The sequence below is a fragment of the Ignavibacteria bacterium genome (assembly GCA_013177855.1).
Lineage (GTDB): Bacteria > Bacteroidota > Ignavibacteria > Ch128b > Ch128b > Ch128b.
In genome coordinates, this window is record JABLYA010000001.1 from 1,146,127 (window position 1) to 1,163,878 (window position 17,752).

Consider the following 17,752-nt stretch of genomic DNA (forward strand, 5'->3'; position numbering starts at 1 on the left):
TTAAACTCCCTTCAATCCAAGTGCATCTTTCACTTTTTCCATTAAAGATTGGTATGAAACTGGAGAGGTTACGAAATAATTTGCACCAAGTTGAAAACACAATTCGACCACTTCTTTATCATTTAATGCAGAGGCAACGATTACTTTTGTTCTATCATTTTTAGGATTTGCACGAATTGTTTTTAAAACATCAAATCCACTAACTTCTGGCATCATCAAGTCAAGAATAACTAAGTCATAAGTTTTTTCAGCAATTTTAGCTTTTGCTTCTTTTCCATTAGAAGCTGTTTCGGCGTCCAGACCGGCACGCTTTAAGTAGTGTAAATGCATTTTAACCACTAAGGGGTTATCATCTACAATTAGTATTTTGTAATTATTCATTGTTCCTCTATTGGTATTTGTTGTTGCTGCATTAATGACTTATAAACTCTCCATTTCGGAGTTTGATATACTAATGTAGTAAATTCAAAGCCCTTTTCAAAAGCATCTGGATACATTGCTGTTAACTGATCAAAACCAGTATAGGTTATATCCGGTCGTGGAACAACTATATAATTAGCTGCAAATTGTGGTTTCTGAATTACTCTAACATAATCGTATTGATAAGGAAGATAAAATTGTTTCGGACTTGAATAGAAACAAACAATCGGATAACCAACAGCATCATCTATAAGTATCATATCGTTTTCCGTTGTATTCTCTTTTAAAAACTTTGCAACTTCTAATTCTTCTTTGAAAATATCTTCAACTGGTTCTCCTTTCAATACTGTTGCAAAATTTTTCTCTGTTACATCAACCGAATTATCCAATGATTTATAACTGAAATATAAAGAGAATGCCATTGCCACTATTACAACAAAAGCATAAGCTGGACGATAAAGCGGTGAATTAATGAAATAATACATTATTATTATGCTTAGTGGAATTAAAACTCCAAACCAGCTATATGTTAAAGCAGATATTCCAAGAAAGATTACGATAATTTGCAGGATTATAGGAGCAAATGCAGCTACAAAAATTGTGATGGTTCGAATTGTTGGAAGTGTAAAATAGTAAGCTGGATAAGTCAAGAAAGACATCTTAATTACAATCCATATTGCCCACAAAATATTACCTTTGCCCTCAGCTAATTCAGGCCTTAACAACATCTCCTTAGAAACTTGTTTAAAGTATGAGTAAGGACTGAAATAAAAATAAAATGGTTCTCCTGCAAAAATCCAGTTTAAGTAAACCCATGAACCAAGAACAATAAATGTTGGAAGAACAAGCATCAAAGTTAGAGCAAAGATTCTAACAACATTAAATTCAATTGTTTCACTAATTAAAAACGGAGCAAATGGAATTAAAGCTAAAGTCAAAAAGAATGTATCGTATCTTATTCCTGACATCGCACCAAGCGCAACACCCGAAAGAACAATGTAATATGGTATTCTTGTCTCATGGAATCTGAAGAAAGAGTAAACAAAGATTACAAAAAATAAAATATAAAGCGTCTGACTTGGTTGGGCAAAAATTAAATAAAGGAAAACTGGGTTAACAAACATTAAAATTGTAATCAACAATTTTACAAGCGTATTCCCTGGAATCCATCTTAAATATCTGATACAAAGAGCAACAATCAATGCACCCCAGAATGTTGAAATCACAAGAGAGGCAATAGGTGATGATGATATTGCAAGAGGCAGATAAAACAGGTATGGAAGTGGAGGATAAATTAATCCTAAATTTTCAAGTCTTGGTGGATTGCCCCTCATAGCAAGTTGAGCTTTCTCCATCAAGAAGATACCTTCTTGAGCATAGAAATTATAGTTGAGATAAAGGAACGTACCTATAAGGAAAAATCCAATCCAGAAGAGAAGAAAAACAATTATATCTCGTGGTTTTATTGCCATTTATACATTTCTCAATATTTCTGGTTTTTTGACTGTAGTTACACCATGAGTAGTTTTTTCCCAGTAGAACGGTTTAAAAATTAATTGCCATAACGCTTTATAGGCACCAAGTGAATGCAAAATCCAATAAAATGGATTTAACAAGGCATAAACCACAAGTCCGTATAATCTTCTTCTAAAGACTGCAAGCATATTCATATAAACAACCATCGCGTTTCCTATTAATAAATTGAACAAAGAAATATATAAAACCCATGCAGGGAAAATTTCCGAAATCCATTGTGGTCGGAAAATTAGCCATGTTATAAATAAAATCCATAAAGGCAAGTTGATTAAAAATGTTGCAGGAGTTCCACCAATAAAGAGGAAGAAAGCAAACATACCTCTGAAACCAATTTTTCTGTACAACTCAATCGGATTTCTCATATGCACGAGGAATGTTTGCATATAACCTTTAACCCATCGTGATCTTTGACGTATCCAGCTTCTAACTCTTTTATTAGCTTCTTCGTATGTAGTAGAATTAATAGTTCCAACTTTATAACCTTTTGCATAAGCTCTAACTCCAAGATCAGCGTCTTCGGTCACATTGAATGGATCCCATGCATTTAGCTCAACAAGTTTATCTTTAATAAAGTGATTACTTGTCCCTCCTAATGGAATAGGAACATTTAATCTATCCATACCTGGTAACATATAATCAAACCAATAAGAGTATTCAAGCGTGAACATTTTGGTCAAGAAATTCTCATTAGCATTGAAGTAATTTAATTGTGCTTGAATACAGATTACATCTTCCGGGAATTTTTTGAATCCAACTATTGCCTTCTTAAGTTGGTCGGGTTCAGGAATATCTTCAGCATCGTAAATTGTTACAATTTCACCTCTGCAGAATACAAGCCCATAGTTGCAAGCTTTGGGTTTGGTTTTGGGCTGCATATTTGGAACAACAATGCATTCAAATATCGAAGGAATATTCAAATTTCTGATTTTGTTTATTGTGGCAAAATCATCTTCTTCAAGTAGAATTTTTATATCTAATTTATCTTTCGGATAATCAAGTTGACTTAATGCATATATTAAAGTTTCTATTACTTCTGGTTCCTTATAGACAGGAAGTAAAATGCTGTAAACTGGTAAATCTTCATCATGAAGTTCTCTAATTTCAGCTTGCGTCACTGCTTCATAAAGCTCAAATCTTGCTCCCGCTAAAGTTAAGACAAACTTAAATCCAATTGAAAATAGATAAAGAAGGTTTACAACAGCCATTAAAATTGTAAACGTCAAAGATGTATCAACTGCAACACCAATTATAAACAGAGTTCCGAGTATTGCAATAGAAATAACTTGTGGAAGTGTGAAAGTTTCTATAGCAGAACTTCGTTCATCTTCAATAAATAAACTATAAACTGCACTTTCAGCTAATTCCTGGCCAAATGCTTTATGTAAAACCCATTGAATATCAACATCAGTTGCATAAAAAATTTTTAGCGGTGTTTGAACCCGTTCATAAATATAATCAATGGCTTCTTGATCAAGTGGATTGAGCATCGCTACGTAAAGATAATCCCCATTCCTTCTGAAAGGACAAATTAATCTATCCTGTAAATAAGTTTGATCAAAAGACATTAAGAGTTCATAATCTATCTCTTGAATTAATAAATCTACTTTACCAACAGGAATTGCTTTTCTTATAACAGCTTCATAATCCGTTCTTGAAATATATCCATAGAAAAGTAAAGCTTTAGGAAAGTATAATTTTTCTCTCTCAGCAAAAGCCTCTATTTCTTCAATTTTCTCCTGCGAGAAAATCTTTTCTTTAATTAATATTTTTTGTAACGCCTTTTTATGATTGGAACCAGATGCCGAGCTTGAAAGCTCTTCCGGCACCAACATCTCGTCCAAAGGCGTCCACGCTGTATCCGACATAACCTGATATATGTTTGTTAAACTTATAAATTATTGCAGGTTCAACTTTAAATAGTGAGAAGTCAAGATTTCTTAAAAAGATTTGACTGAATGTTAGATTTTGATCTACTTTATCTTGATTACCTAATCCTAATATCAAACTGCCTTGAAGTAAAAAAGACATTCGGGGTGAAATATTTAATCCCAAAGTGGCTCCAGCTCTCAATTGATCTGATGGCGCTTCGAACCTTTTTCTTATTCCTATATAAATTTCCCAGAATCCTTGAGACATTGTATAACCAAAAGGTGAACCGACTAACATTGTAACTTGAAGATCTACCTGACCATTACCTAATGGCGGATCGCCCGGATTTGTGTAAAATGGAAATGCAACAAGAAATTGCAATGCCGCTGTTGGAACATCATCAAGTATCTTGAATTGAATTCCAACCTCTTGATCTCCAAATCCACCGTTAGTTACCATCCCAATACTATCACGATAGCTTAATCCGTAATAAAATAAATTCGCTAAAAACATTACATCATTTTCAAGACCATATTCGTAATAAATGTTTGTTTCATACTTAGTAAAAACTCCCCCAAGTGGTAAAAAGAATCTTTCGCCATTTCTATTAAAAATTGTTTCCGAAGAATAAAATGACTGAGTTCCTGAAAGAAAATACCGATTCATCTTTTGCTGCCAGACACTACTATATGCTTCTGCATAAAGAGCAATAAGTAGAACAAGTATCAGGTTAATGATTCTTTTAACCACGAGCTATTCTAACTCCTCTTCTACTTCTTGTATAAAGTAAAATTGATAATCCTATAATAATCACCCACGCAAGAATAATCCAGACATATTTAAATTTATCCCACCGAATTTTTAGAGGTTCTTTCTGAACAGATTCAGTTGTATAAAATACCTTATCAAGAGCCTCAGCAGTTTTAAAGACAAGTGGATAATCTGCGCCACTCATAATCGCAACATTTCCATCTATCGTTCCAATTCTTTGGCTGAATTGATCAGCAAGTTTAACAAGATAGCCTTTTCCTTCTTGTCCATAACTTGAAACAAGCAAAACATTATTACTTGTTAGTGTTTTTGTTAATTGCATAACTGCAATTGGCATATTATCAGAATATTCAAACATAACCTGTTTAGTTGAACTACTTATTATTTTGAAATTTTGACTTAAGTCTAATGGTAAATACTCAAATGACTCTTTATTGTATCTAACATCAGACGAAACCACTATGTAATTATTATTTGAATTTTCCATTGTTGCAAACATCTCTGCAAAAGACATTATCGGAGGGAAATATTGTTCTTGTTTAGATATTTTTTGAATTGCATTAACAATGGAGGAAGCAGCCTGTATATGCTCTGGCAGTGGATTTGATTGAAAAACAACATAAGTATTTGTTAAAAATGCATTTGGGAAATTACTGAAATTTGAAGCCTTTCCAACATTTTCTGCGGTTACATCAAAGTAAGAGTAAGAATAAACTTCTCCAACAAATTGAGTTAAATCATCTCTACACTCACCTTCATCTGGGAAATAACTGAATTCAATCTCGAAAGTATTCATTTTTTTGAATAAATATTTGGGAAGTGAAACAAGCAATCCATTAATAGTCCCAGTTTGATCTAATCGTTTACTTTCAACTAAAACATCATTTAAATAGACATTAATGAAACCATTTTGAAATTGTTCTTTGACGGGTGTGTATTTTGAATAAAGATAGAAATCAACTGAACCGATGTATTTTGCCAATTCGAGTTCTGATATAAACATTGTAATTCTTAAACTTCCAATTCCTTTAGTCTGGATTCTTTCGAACCCAAGTTCATCTAAGGTCAATTTGTATTTATTGCCGACAAATGACTTTATCTTGAAAGGTTCTATGTATCTAATTAGAGAAAAATTTGATAAGAGCTTAACAAATTGTTTAGGATTGACAATGCTTGCAGCTGATTTCTGTACAGATTTATCATTATCCCCTGTTACATAAAGTATTTTTGTTCCATCATAGAGTTTAACAAATAAAACACCATCTTCGGTTGTAAATTGTTGCTTCGCAAGATTATTAATCTCATTTCTTTCAACTGAGAAAGGCACTGGTAGACTCATTAATTCATCAGTTTTTCCAATTGCTATTACATGACTAAAACTCTTTATCCTCATTGGGTCAATTTCTTCAAAGCTACTGTAAAATATATTTTCAGACTTAACGAGATCAAGTAATCTCGTGTTAAGCCACATAGTACTTCCTGCAAGATTTGGATTTATTCTTTTGGGTGTAAGAATTAAAATTTTCTCAAATTTATCGAAGAAGAAATCTGCTATTGTATTTTTTAATTGTTCTGAATAATTCAAGACAAGTTTAGATCTTTGTCGAATAACCATCCACAATCCCTGGGTTGCAAGATCTCTACATCTATCATCAGTTATGTTCAAATATCCACCGACCTCAATTTTAAGAAGAGGTTTTTCGCTGACCAATAAATCCTCAAGTTTTACATCATTTAATGGAATTTTAATTACGGGATTCGTTGATACATTTCTTACAAATGCTGTATAAACCGGAACATCGTTAACTGAAATTTTAATATTGGAATAATCGCTTAAAATTGTTGAAACACTCATATACAATTCAAAATAGCTGTTTTGAAAATCTATACCTCCTCTTGGAACTGGGAAAAAGAAAGTTTGGGCTGGTGTAATTCCATACAAAACTACATCCTTTTGATACCCAATGTCTTTCAACGAAATCTCCTTATAATTTTGAGCATTCATTCGTAAAGGAAAGAAAAAAATTAGAGCTAAGACGAGGCTAAATAAAATAAAGTAGATTTTTTTATTCATTACTTTAACTCCTTAATCTAACTACTGCATATATAAGGAGTTATTTATTAAAAGTCAAGTGGATTATGAAAAAATTTTGAGTATCACAATATTTTCTATATGGTAAGTTTGAGGGAACATATCAACTGGTTGGATCAATTCAATTGAATAATCATTTTTAAATTTAACTAAATCACGAGCTTGGGTATCAGGATTACAACTTATATAAATTATTTTTTCTGGTTTTATTTTTAAGATTGCTTCAATAGTTTTTTCGCTCATTCCTGCTCGAGGTGGGTCAGCTATCAAAGTAATATTTTTCGATAAATATTCGCTTGATATTGTGAAGCCTTCATTTAAATTCTTTTGAAAGAAATGAATATTAGAAACTTGATTCTTAGATGCATTTTTCTTTGCAGCTTCAACTGATTCTTTTATATCTTCAAATGATAAAACTTCTTTGAAATACTTAGAAAAAATTATCCCGATTACACCGACACCGCTATATAAGTCAATTAATATTGAATTATTTTTCTTACTATCATCAAAATTCGACTCAATATATTTTTTTACAACACCGAATAATTTTTCTGCCTGATTTGTGTTAGTTTGAAAAAATGTATTAGGATAAATCTCAAATTCATAATTAAATAATCTTTCGGTAATGTACCCTTCTCCGAAAATAACTTTGAAATCAAAAGGTAAAGTTGAGCTTAAATCTGGACTGCTTAAAACATTTACGAAAGTACTTGTTTCAGGGAAATTTATTTTTAATTCATTTCCCAGTTCATAAATTAATTCTCTTTCGAAGCGAGTTGTTACCAAAGCGACTAATTTCCCATCAGTGTTTTTAGCTTCTCTGATCACGAGAGCTTTTAGTAAACCATCTTTATTTTTTAATGAATGAATTGTACTATTTTTTCTAAATAAAAATTCTCCGACAAAGTTTTTTACTTTATTCGAATAATCAGATTGAAGATAACATTCATCAATATTTATAACTTTTTCATATTGCTTAGGGATATGAAATCCAAGAGCAAATTGTTTTTCTCTTTCATTGTAGATTTCACTTTCAAATAACCAGCGTTTTGCAAATGAAAATTCTATTTTATTTCTGTAAAAGTATTGTGTTTCACATCCAATTACATCATTGATACTAAAATCAGATATTCGTCCAATTCTTTTCAATGCTTCTTCAACAAAATTCTTTTTTATTCTTAACTGTTCTTGATATTCCAAATCCTGTAACTTACATCCACCACATAATCCAAAATATTTACATCTAGGCTCAATTCTAAATGGAGAGGGCTCCAAAATTTTTTCGGCCTTTACTTCTAAATAATCTTTCTTTACTTTAATAACTCTTGCTTCTACAAGCTCGTCAGGTAAACAATTTTCAATTAGTACAATTTTACCATCTAACTTGCCCAAACATTTACCTTGACTAATCATCTTTTCCGAACGAACTACAATTAATTCATTTTTCTTTATGTTCATCTCCATTCTAACCTGTATTTTTTACATTGATATGTAATTTTTTCCGTAAATAACTTTTAACAGTTGCAATTTTATTAAAATTTTTAAGATTTATTACCTGGCATTGATTTTGACTTTTCTGAAATAGAATTTAATGAATGTACTCTCCTGAACCTCCTAAATCCCGGATCAAATCCGGGATTTCTTTTTTAAATGCATTTCCAAATTAATCAACTAATTTGGTTAATCTTATTTTTAAGTTTATTTATTCAAATTGTAATAAACTTTAGTAAAGAATAAATCGAACAATACCTTAACTAACTAATTTTTACCTTCTTTACAAAATAAACTTAAAAGCAATAAAAAAATTCTTTCAAAGCCAAGTCCTCGATATTTCAAATTCATACACATCTCAATTTAATACACGGGCGAATAATAAAAGTTTATAAAATCCTTCAAAAATTAACTTTTTAATGGGGCATATAACTTGGCATTCTAAAATGAATGAAAAAGAGTTTTAATATTTAATAACTAAAAATCTCGGGGGTAGCAATGATTACAAATCTACAAAATCGGATATCAATAGTGAGGTTTTTTCTAATGATCTCACTATTCATCTTTTCCGTCATTTTCCCCAATTCTGTTAAAGCTCAAGGTAATTCCTGTGATTTGAGCAATTTCGTTACATACACTCAGGGTGGCTGGGGAAATAAAGGAGGGAAACTCTGCAATGGTGTAACTTTTATTACAGTAAAACAAATTGAAACTGGTGCAGAGATTTCTAAAGGAGATGGAACAAATAAATTAGGAGCTAATACAACTTTTACTTTTCCGAACGGAAAATCGGTTGTAATTCACACCTCATGTTCTCAGCCTATCTACATTGGAATGAGAGTTTCATCAGATGGATTTACTTATGAGATAACTCAATTAACAACTATCCCGTCTTCATCGGTAAATCCTGGGAATATTAGAGATTTATATTTTTCAGAAGTATTTCCTTCTGGACTACAAGTTGGGGGAAATTATACTCTTAAACTAACAAGCGCTAAAGCAGTTGAAAACTTTTTACCACAAGGTGGATCTCCTAAAGCACTTGACAAAAACTACATAGATCCCAAAAGCACTAAAGCTGGTGTTTTTGCTGGTCAGGTAGTAGCTCTCAAACTAAATGTCGCTTTTAGCGATGCTGGTAAAATTGGTACTGGTTCAGTTAAACTTGGTGAATTAATTGTTAATGCCGGTCCTCTTGCTGGTAAAACAGTCTATGAAGTTTTAAATCTTGCAAATATTGCCTTAGGAGGTGGAACCACTTCTTACACCATCACTCAATTAAATGAAGCAGTAACTGCAATAAACGAAAACTTTGATGGTGGAAAGGTAAACAAGAATTATTTAAGATGTCCTGATTTACCTCAACTTGGATCACTTTCAGGCACTGTATTTTTCGATGTAAATGGTAATGGAGTTTTTGACCTAGGTGAATTCGGATTACCCAATGTCAAAGTATATTTGTTTTCAAATTCAATCTTAATTGATTCGACATTAACAGATGCATCAGGCTTTTATAAATTTTCTAATTTAAATGCCGGGAACTATAGCATACAGGTTATTGATCCTTACTTATTAGTTCTTACAACTCCACCTAATCCTAGAAACGTATCTCTTACAAGTGGTGAAAATAAGATTAACATAAATTTTGGTTATAAATGTGGTCAACAACTTGCAAAGATTTCCGGTTATGTTTATGTCGACGCAAATAAAAACGGAGTAAAAGATGCAGGAGAATCACCACTAGCAAATGTGACAATTAAATTATACGACGAAAATGGTGCGATCATTAATACGACTACAACAAATGCAAGTGGATTTTATGAATTTTCAGGACTAATTCCTGGTTTTTATACAGTTGAAGAAATTGACCCTGATATGTATCGAAGCACTACTCCTAATTATATCAACATAACTCTTTCCTCAGGTCAGAATTCTCAGAACAATAATTTTGGGGATATTCTATCAGCAGATATCTGTGGATTAGTATTTAACGATGAGAATGGTGATGGAATAAAACAACCATCAGAACTTGGAATTGCTGATGTTTTGATAGAATTGTATGAAATGCCTTCAGGAAACTTTGTCGCCTCTACAGTCACTGGCGTTAATGGTGAATATTGCTTCCCATACTTAATTCCTAATACTTATAAGATTAAAGAACACGATTTGCCCGGTTATATTAGCACTACCCCAAATGAAATTTCTTTAACTGTTAATCAAGGTGACAAAAGTTACAATAATAACTTTGGTGATAAAATTCATACCATTCAAAAAGGTTCAATCGGTGATTTTGTCTGGAATGATTTAAATAAAAACGGCATTCAAGATCCTAATGAACCAGGAATGGCGAATGTTATAGTTAAACTTTACGATTGCAACAACAACTGGATCAAAGAAATTACTACAGATGCAAATGGCTTCTATAAGTTTGACAGCTTAAATCCAGGTTCATACCAAATCTTAGTACAATTACCAAATGGATTTACTTTCTCACCAGTAAATCAAGGCTCTGATGATACTAAGGATTCAGATATTGATCCATTAACCTGGAAATCTCATTGCATCAATTTAATGAGTGGACAAAACTTAACCAGCGTTGATGCAGGTATGTATGCTCTACCTACTTGTTCAATTGGCGACAGAGTATGGAATGATCTCAACAAAAATGGTATACAGGATCCATTTGAACCTGGAGTACCAAATATTAAAGTTAAGCTAATTGATTGTTCCAATTCAAATGTCGTTCAAACCATAACAACAAATTCAAATGGAAATTATCTATTCACAAATGTTGTGTCAGGAACATACAAGTTGAAATTTTATGACTTACCGAGTGGTTGGCAATTCACATCAAAAGATGTCGGTTCAAATGATTTAATTGATTCAGATGTCGACCCATCAACTGGTATGACCGTTTGCTTCCCAATCGATGTTTTCAATTGTGATAGTAATTCAACTCGTTGGGATGCTGGAATTTATTTTGAAGCTCCGCAACTCTATTGCTCAATCGGTGATAAAGTTTGGGATGATTTGAACAAGAATGGCATTCAGGATCCAAACGAACCAGGAGTATCAAACATCACGGTGAAGTTATTCTCCTGCTCAACATCAATCCCAATCGATGTAAAAATTACTAATGCTCAAGGAAATTATAAGTTTGATAATGTCCCTGCAGGAAATTATTACATTAAATTTGAAAATCTTCCTACGGGTTATGTTTTCACCGTTAAAGATGCTGGTTCTAATGATTTATTGGATTCCGATGTTGATCCATTAACAGGAAAAACTGCTTGCTTCCCAATTGATCCACAGAATTGTGACAGCAATTCAATACGCTGGGATGCTGGTATTTATTTGTGCCCGCCTACCTATGAAGTTAGCGGAATGGTATTTAATGATGTCAATGGAAATGGAATTAAAGATTTTGGTGAAGTTGGAATTCCTAATGTTCTAATCAAATTGTGGGGTACATCTGCTAATTTAATTGCAACCACTTTGACTAATACACAAGGTATGTTCAAATTTACAGGTGTTGTTCCTGGTGATTATCATGTGCAAGAGATAGATCCTCCAGGATATGTTAGTACAACACCAAATTCGTTCTTCATAACAGTTGCTGGTTCTAATGTAAGCAATATACTTTTTGGTGATAAAGTTAAACCACAGCCTGAACCATGTGACCTAACAAAATATAAGACTTATACTCAAGATCAGTGGTGCCTCGAACCAGCAAGATCATTATTACTTACAAAATTCTCTCAAGTATTTTCATCTGGAATGAAAATAGGCGATGCTGGTTCACCATATTCAATAACATTTACAAACGCTAATGCTCTGCTTTCATTCTTACCACAAATTGGCTCACCTGGAGCTCTTAATATGAGCTACATAAATCCAACTTCAACAACTGCTGGCCAATTTGCTGGTAATGTTGCATCATTAGCATTGAATATTGCATTGAATGATTCCGGCTTCCTTGGCTCTACTTCTACAACTAAACTTGGTAATCTTGTCGTTGCATCAGGTCCATTGAAAGATTACAAAGTCTATGAAGTTCTATTACTTGCAAATAAGGCACTCGGTGGTGGTACAACTCCATTCTCCATCCAGACATTAAACGATGTAGTCAGTTCAATTAATTACAACTTTGCATGCGATTGCAACTATGGATATTTGACCTGCCCGCCTCCACCAGATTCTTGCGGCGGTGGATTTGACGCTGGCGTTGAATCTAATGCAAATCTTGCTGACCTGTTACTACAAAGATTAACCAAGATAGAATATGGAATGACAACAAAGATTCTTAAGAATTCAAGATTTGTTTTCAAAGGTTCATTTGGATTACAAGAAATTTTCCCACAGGTTGGTCCAATGGGTTCCAGACCGGTTGAAACAACTCCATTCGATATTCTTGGAATTTCAAATGCAACTTCAGCTTATGCAGTTGACTACAACCTCTCACTTGCTAAGGGTGATGTAAGAGTTGCGAGCGTATTCGCAACAACTACAAATCCGCCATATATCTATGAACATACAAAAGCAATTTGTGACAGATTGATAAACGCTGAGCTGGATTATATTTCTCAGGTTAAGATCGATAACCACTACTTCTTTGCTTCAGTACTTGATAAGGTTGAAGAAGGAGTAAAAGATTATACAATTCATTTCAGCATCTATGAAGTTGGTAACCGATATTTGGTTGACTCGAGATGGTTAATTGAAGAATATGATGTTCCTTCAAGTGCAAACAATGTTTACAACTTCCAGGTTTGGGGTAACAATTTCCAGAATGCTATCTATCTAACTGAATTGATACTTGAACAATTTAAGGCAAAAGGACAAGTTGAATATCTAAATAGCAATCCAATTGCTCCATCATTGGTTTATGTGAAAAAAGGTAAATACAACCACAATGGTACCATCGAATTGATTATAAATAATGAACAGGTTGTTTCTGACAATATCACAATTAGATTTAAAGCTCGTGAAATTCAAGGTGGTGATAGAAATGAATTTGTGAGAATATATCAGATCAATCCTGGCTTGAACACATTAATTATTAATACAGGCATTCTCTCAGACGCAAATGTTTATATCTCATCCACCAATGGATTTAAAGATGAAATCTTTGTGAGCGGTGGTGCTTATACTTACTTAAATGGCAGTTCATCCAGAGTTGATGAATTTATAACAAATACATTCGTCAATCCTAACCTGAGCTCATTGCCAAAAGAATCAATGGTTCTGAGCGGTGGTGCAAGAGTTCGTGGACAGCTCGGCGATTGGATTACAATATTCCGTTCGCTCACTGCCAACACTGCACCTTATGATTTAAGTGATTACGATGCAGTTAGAATTACAATTCACGGATATGGAAAAGTTCAGCTTAGATTAGAGCAAGATGGTATAAAGAATTTCGATTTCCACATAAAGCAACTTACTCTTGATGGTTCTGAGCAAACAATTACAATTCCATTCAATGAATTCAAACAGATGAGTGGAAATAGTAAACTTGATCCAAGATTAATCAGAAAGATTTCGCTGATGATACTCAAGACCGATAATCCATCAATGACAAATGTAGATATTGAGATTAAGAACATTGCGTTCTTAAAGAATCACAGCGATGAAAATACTGGTGTTGAGATACCAAAAGAATTCAAACTTTCTCAGAACTATCCAAACCCGTTCAATCCAAGTACATTGATTGAATACTCGGTTGCAAAACCAGAACACATAACTATAAAAGTGTATAATGTTTTAGGTAAAGAGGTTGCAACACTTGTTGATGAAATGAAAGAACCAGGTGTCTATTCAGTAAGATTTGATGCAAGCAATCTAAGCTCAGGAATATACTTCTACAAGTTACAGAGTGAATCTTACAATGCTGTGAAGAAGATGATTTTGCAGAAGTAACTCTGCAATTAACGCTCCCTTCCTGCGGAAAGCCCGGGCAGTTTGTCCGGGTTTTCTTTTTTAAAGAGACTTTATAAAAACTAAAATTTCTAAAAAATTATATCCAGCAAAAAGAAATTTAATCCAGATTAAATTCTTGAGTTACCTCAGTCGTTTGACCGCCCAACAAATCTTTTCCACGAATTATTGCCTGGTATTTCCCTGGTGTATATGTCTTATCAAGCACAAAAGAGAGCTCAAGATTGACATATTTGTCGAACTTTTCTTTTTGAACAGCGATGGAGTCAATTTTAGTAATTCCATTGATGGTTTTATTGTCGGGTGTGATCAAGTCAATCTCGAGTTGAAGATGAAATTTATAATTACCCTCATTTTTTACGACTTTAAATCCCTCACTCTTTAATGAGACTATCACCTCTTGAGTTGTCCCCTCTTCATCCATAGGCATTGCAAATATATCAACATCATAAAATCGCAATTGAAGATTTTCTTTTTGGCAATTAATTGATAAGAACAAGAATGGGATTATAAGCATTAACTGAATTATTTTAATTCTAAAAGGCATATTCTCTCCTTCTTTTTCTGCAATAATTCATAAAAATTTTTGAAAATAAAATCGGGGAAATTCAGGGAGGGAAATTTTTAATTTACCAGCTAAATGATTAAAAATATTTTTATATCAAACCTACGGCTAAATTTTAATTCAAATCGATAAAACTTAAAGCAATAAAAATTTCCTAAACTAATTAATCTTTTTCTTTCTTCTTACCAAATTCTGGATCAACTTTTACAAATTTGACGACAAGAAATGAAGGTATAGTTGCAAGACAAACCCAGATAAAGAAATTCTTATAACCAATAATTTCCTGCAGCCATCCACTAAACATTCCTGGTATCATCATACCTAAAGCCATAATGCCAGTTGTAATTGCAAAATGTGCAGTCTTATGTTCCCCTTCGGATATGTAAATCATAAATAGCATATAAGCAGTAAATCCAAATCCATATCCAAATTGCTCAATTGCAACGCAAGCATTAATTATCCAGAAATTATCAGGAAGAGTTTGAGAAAGATAGACATAAACAAAATCTGGAAGATTTATTGCAGCAACCATCCACCACAACCAGTATTTCAATCCTTTCTTAGCAGCGACAAATCCGCCAAGTAAGCCGCCGAGTGTTAAAGAAATTATTCCAACTGTTCCATATACAAAACCAACTTGCCCTGTTGTTAATGCTAATCCCCCAGCCTCTCTAATATCAAGTAAAAATGGAGAAGCCATTTTCACCAACTGAGCTTCAGCAAATCTATAAAACAATAGAAATCCAAGTGCAGCAACAATTCCTCTTTTCTTAAAGAATAAGACAAATGTTCTGAAAAATTCGGTGAAGAAATTTTTCGATGGATCTTGAATAACTGGTTTATCATCCTTAGGATAAGGCAGAATGAAAAAGTGATAAACAAAGAAAATTAAAAACATTCCTGCAAGAACCAAAAAAGTTACTTTCCAGGCAAATGGAATGTCTCCTGATCGAACCTGAAAAACAGCTGTTGTCTGATAATTTAATTTCGGATCAAGTTGAATAACTGCAAAGGCAGGTTTATTCCAGTTACTTTCATTAAAAATAAATCTTGAACCTTCAATTAAATTAATGCTGTTATCACCTTTTTCTCGACCAAAATGAAGTATATATTCTTTGTCTGGCTTCTTAGTTAGATAGAAATAAATAATTCCAATATTTCCAGTATAATCAGATCTTTTTACAACTGGCTTCTTTTCACCAAAATTTTCTCGCAAAAAATTTTCAAGTGGTTTGGCAATATTTTTATCCCACCAGGAAGGTTCATTGTGTTGAACATTAGTTTGAGAGTTTGACTTTTCTACAGAATAAAAACCGTTCTTTAAGTTCCATTGTTTAATTATATTAACTATTGAATCAACTTCAGCTTTAAGTCTTGGTTGAGTTCCAATTTCAAGAAATTCAGCTGAGGATTTAACTATCAATTGATCTGTTTCAGTTAAAACCAAATTTGTATCAGGTAAAACAATTTGATTTACATAATTCGGTTTTGAAATCACATTTATTTCAACTGGAGATAAGCCTGTATGACTTTCCACATAACCTGCAAGTATAACCAGCAAACCCTGACCTGTAATCATCGCAAGTCGATAAAATGTACTTCGGATACCAACAAAAAAAGCTTGTTCATGCTGATTCAAACCAAGCATATAAAATCCATCAGCTGCGATATCGTGAGTGGCAGAACTGAAAGCAAGAAGCCAGAAAAACAAAAGTGTATACTGGAAAAATGTCGGTAATGGAATAGTTAAGGCAACTCCTCCAAGTCCAATAGCAATAATAAATTGCATTAAAATGATCCAGAATCTCTTGGTCTTTAATAAATCTACAATTGGACTCCACAGAGGTTTAATAACCCAGGGAAGATACAGCCAGCTCGTATACAATGCGATATCAGTGTTTGATACACCTAAACGCTTGTACATTATTACAGAGACTGTCATCACAACGATGTATGGAATTCCTTCAGCAAAATAAAGAGAAGGAACCCACAACCAGGGATTCCTTTTTTCTGGTTTCATTGAGGGTGATAAAAAATTTTTCATCAGTTCTCGCCTGAAAAATGTAGATAAAAATTTATTAAGATTTCAGATTGCTAATTACCCTAACCAGCTTCGCTTTCTAATGTATCCAATGCTAAGAGGACAGCACCATATGCTGGAGGATGCTCAGGTAAGATTACATTTACACCTTCGACTTTCTGAAGTATAATCTTTCTTAAAAGTTTTGAGTAGTAATTATCTGCAGAAAGTAATCCACCAATAAATGCGATATACACAGTTCTGACTTTAATTTTGTCTTTTATTGCTTTAATATGTAATACAAGTTCTTCGGCTTCTTTTCTTAAAATTTCTCTGCAAGCCTCATCACCTTCTTCGGCGCATCGAATTACGAGAGGTGCTATTTCAGCAAAATCAAGATTGTCTTTATAGACTTTATTAATCAAGTCTTCAGCAGAATTAATTCCATACTTTTCCTGTAATAATGAAAATAGTTTGGTTTCAGGTCCTCTGCCATCGAGCGATTTGGCAACAGCCTGAAGACCGAGTCTTCCAATTGAATAACCACCGCCCTCGTCTCCAATGTATCTTCCAAAACCACCAACTCGATAAAGTGTACCTGCTCTATCTTTTCCAAAAATAATCGAGCCAGTTCCAGCAATTAAAATAATTCCTGGTCTGCCAGAAAAAGCTCCTTCCAGAGCTATTCTAGCATCACTTGTAACTATTAAATTTTTCAAACTTGTTGAATAAGATTTTTCCCAATAATCAACTATAGCTTTTTTAATTCTTTCTGCATCTTCGGTTCTACCCGCTCCTGTTAAGCCAATACATATTGCTTCAATATTCTGAAAATTTACTTCAGCTTCATTACAAGTATCAAGAATTAAATCGCAAATGGTCTTTGCAACTTTATCAGTTCCAATAATCATAAAATTTGCTGGACCGGAGGATTTTTCAGCAAGAACATTACGGTTTAGATCTGCTAAGACAGCGGTTGTTTTAGTTGCACCACCATCGATGCCAATAACGTATTTCCCATTTGTATTTACAGTTTGCTCCATTTTATCACTCA

General features: G+C 33.2%; 10 protein-coding genes. 1 reads left to right on the forward strand and 9 read right to left on the reverse strand.

The features are described 5' to 3' along the window. From HPY57_04805 to rlmD, 6 genes are all read right to left on the reverse strand, one after another. The gene (locus HPY57_04805; protein ID NPV11095.1) at positions 1-381 is read right to left on the reverse strand and encodes a response regulator; all 381 of its coding nucleotides are present in this window, start codon (positions 379-381) and stop codon (positions 1-3) included. Then, the gene (locus tag HPY57_04810; protein ID NPV11096.1) at positions 378-1,892 is read right to left on the reverse strand and encodes a hypothetical protein; all 1,515 of its coding nucleotides are present in this window, start codon (positions 1,890-1,892) and stop codon (positions 378-380) included. The genes HPY57_04805 and HPY57_04810 overlap by 4 nt, the downstream gene beginning before the upstream one ends. Continuing rightward, positions 1,893-3,788, reverse strand: coding sequence for a glycosyltransferase (locus HPY57_04815; protein NPV11097.1), 1,896 nt, complete (start codon positions 3,786-3,788; stop codon positions 1,893-1,895). Next, complete coding sequence (locus tag HPY57_04820) at positions 3,739-4,575, reverse strand: hypothetical protein (GenBank protein NPV11098.1); 837 nt, start codon at positions 4,573-4,575, stop codon at positions 3,739-3,741. Before HPY57_04820 ends, HPY57_04815 begins: the two co-directional genes overlap by 50 nt. Then, the gene (locus tag HPY57_04825; GenBank protein ID NPV11099.1) at positions 4,568-6,670 is read right to left on the reverse strand and encodes a hypothetical protein; all 2,103 of its coding nucleotides are present in this window, start codon (positions 6,668-6,670) and stop codon (positions 4,568-4,570) included. The genes HPY57_04820 and HPY57_04825 overlap by 8 nt, the downstream gene beginning before the upstream one ends. 63 nt (positions 6,671-6,733) lie before the next feature. Further along, positions 6,734-8,146, reverse strand: a complete 1,413-nt coding sequence (gene rlmD / locus HPY57_04830; protein NPV11100.1) for a 23S rRNA (uracil(1939)-C(5))-methyltransferase RlmD — start codon at positions 8,144-8,146, stop codon at positions 6,734-6,736. 579 nt (positions 8,147-8,725) lie between these two features. On the opposite strand from rlmD, the gene HPY57_04835 reads away from it, so the two are divergent. Next, positions 8,726-14,095: a T9SS type A sorting domain-containing protein gene (locus tag HPY57_04835; GenBank protein ID NPV11101.1), complete on the forward strand. Its 5,370-nt coding sequence runs from the start codon at positions 8,726-8,728 to the stop codon at positions 14,093-14,095. Between the two features lie 118 nt (positions 14,096-14,213). On the opposite strand, the gene HPY57_04840 is transcribed toward HPY57_04835, so the two are convergent. The 3 genes from HPY57_04840 to HPY57_04850 form a co-directional block, all read right to left on the reverse strand. Further along, positions 14,214-14,660, reverse strand: a complete 447-nt coding sequence (locus HPY57_04840; protein ID NPV11102.1) for a hypothetical protein — start codon at positions 14,658-14,660, stop codon at positions 14,214-14,216. Between the two features lie 181 nt (positions 14,661-14,841). Then, on the reverse strand, positions 14,842-16,698 hold the full coding sequence (locus HPY57_04845) for an MFS transporter (GenBank protein ID NPV11103.1): 1,857 nt from the start codon (positions 16,696-16,698) through the stop codon (positions 14,842-14,844). An 83-nt stretch (positions 16,699-16,781) separates the two neighbouring features. Beyond that, positions 16,782-17,741, reverse strand: a complete 960-nt coding sequence (locus tag HPY57_04850; GenBank protein ID NPV11104.1) for a hypothetical protein — start codon at positions 17,739-17,741, stop codon at positions 16,782-16,784. Between the last annotated feature and the right edge of the window lie 11 nt (positions 17,742-17,752).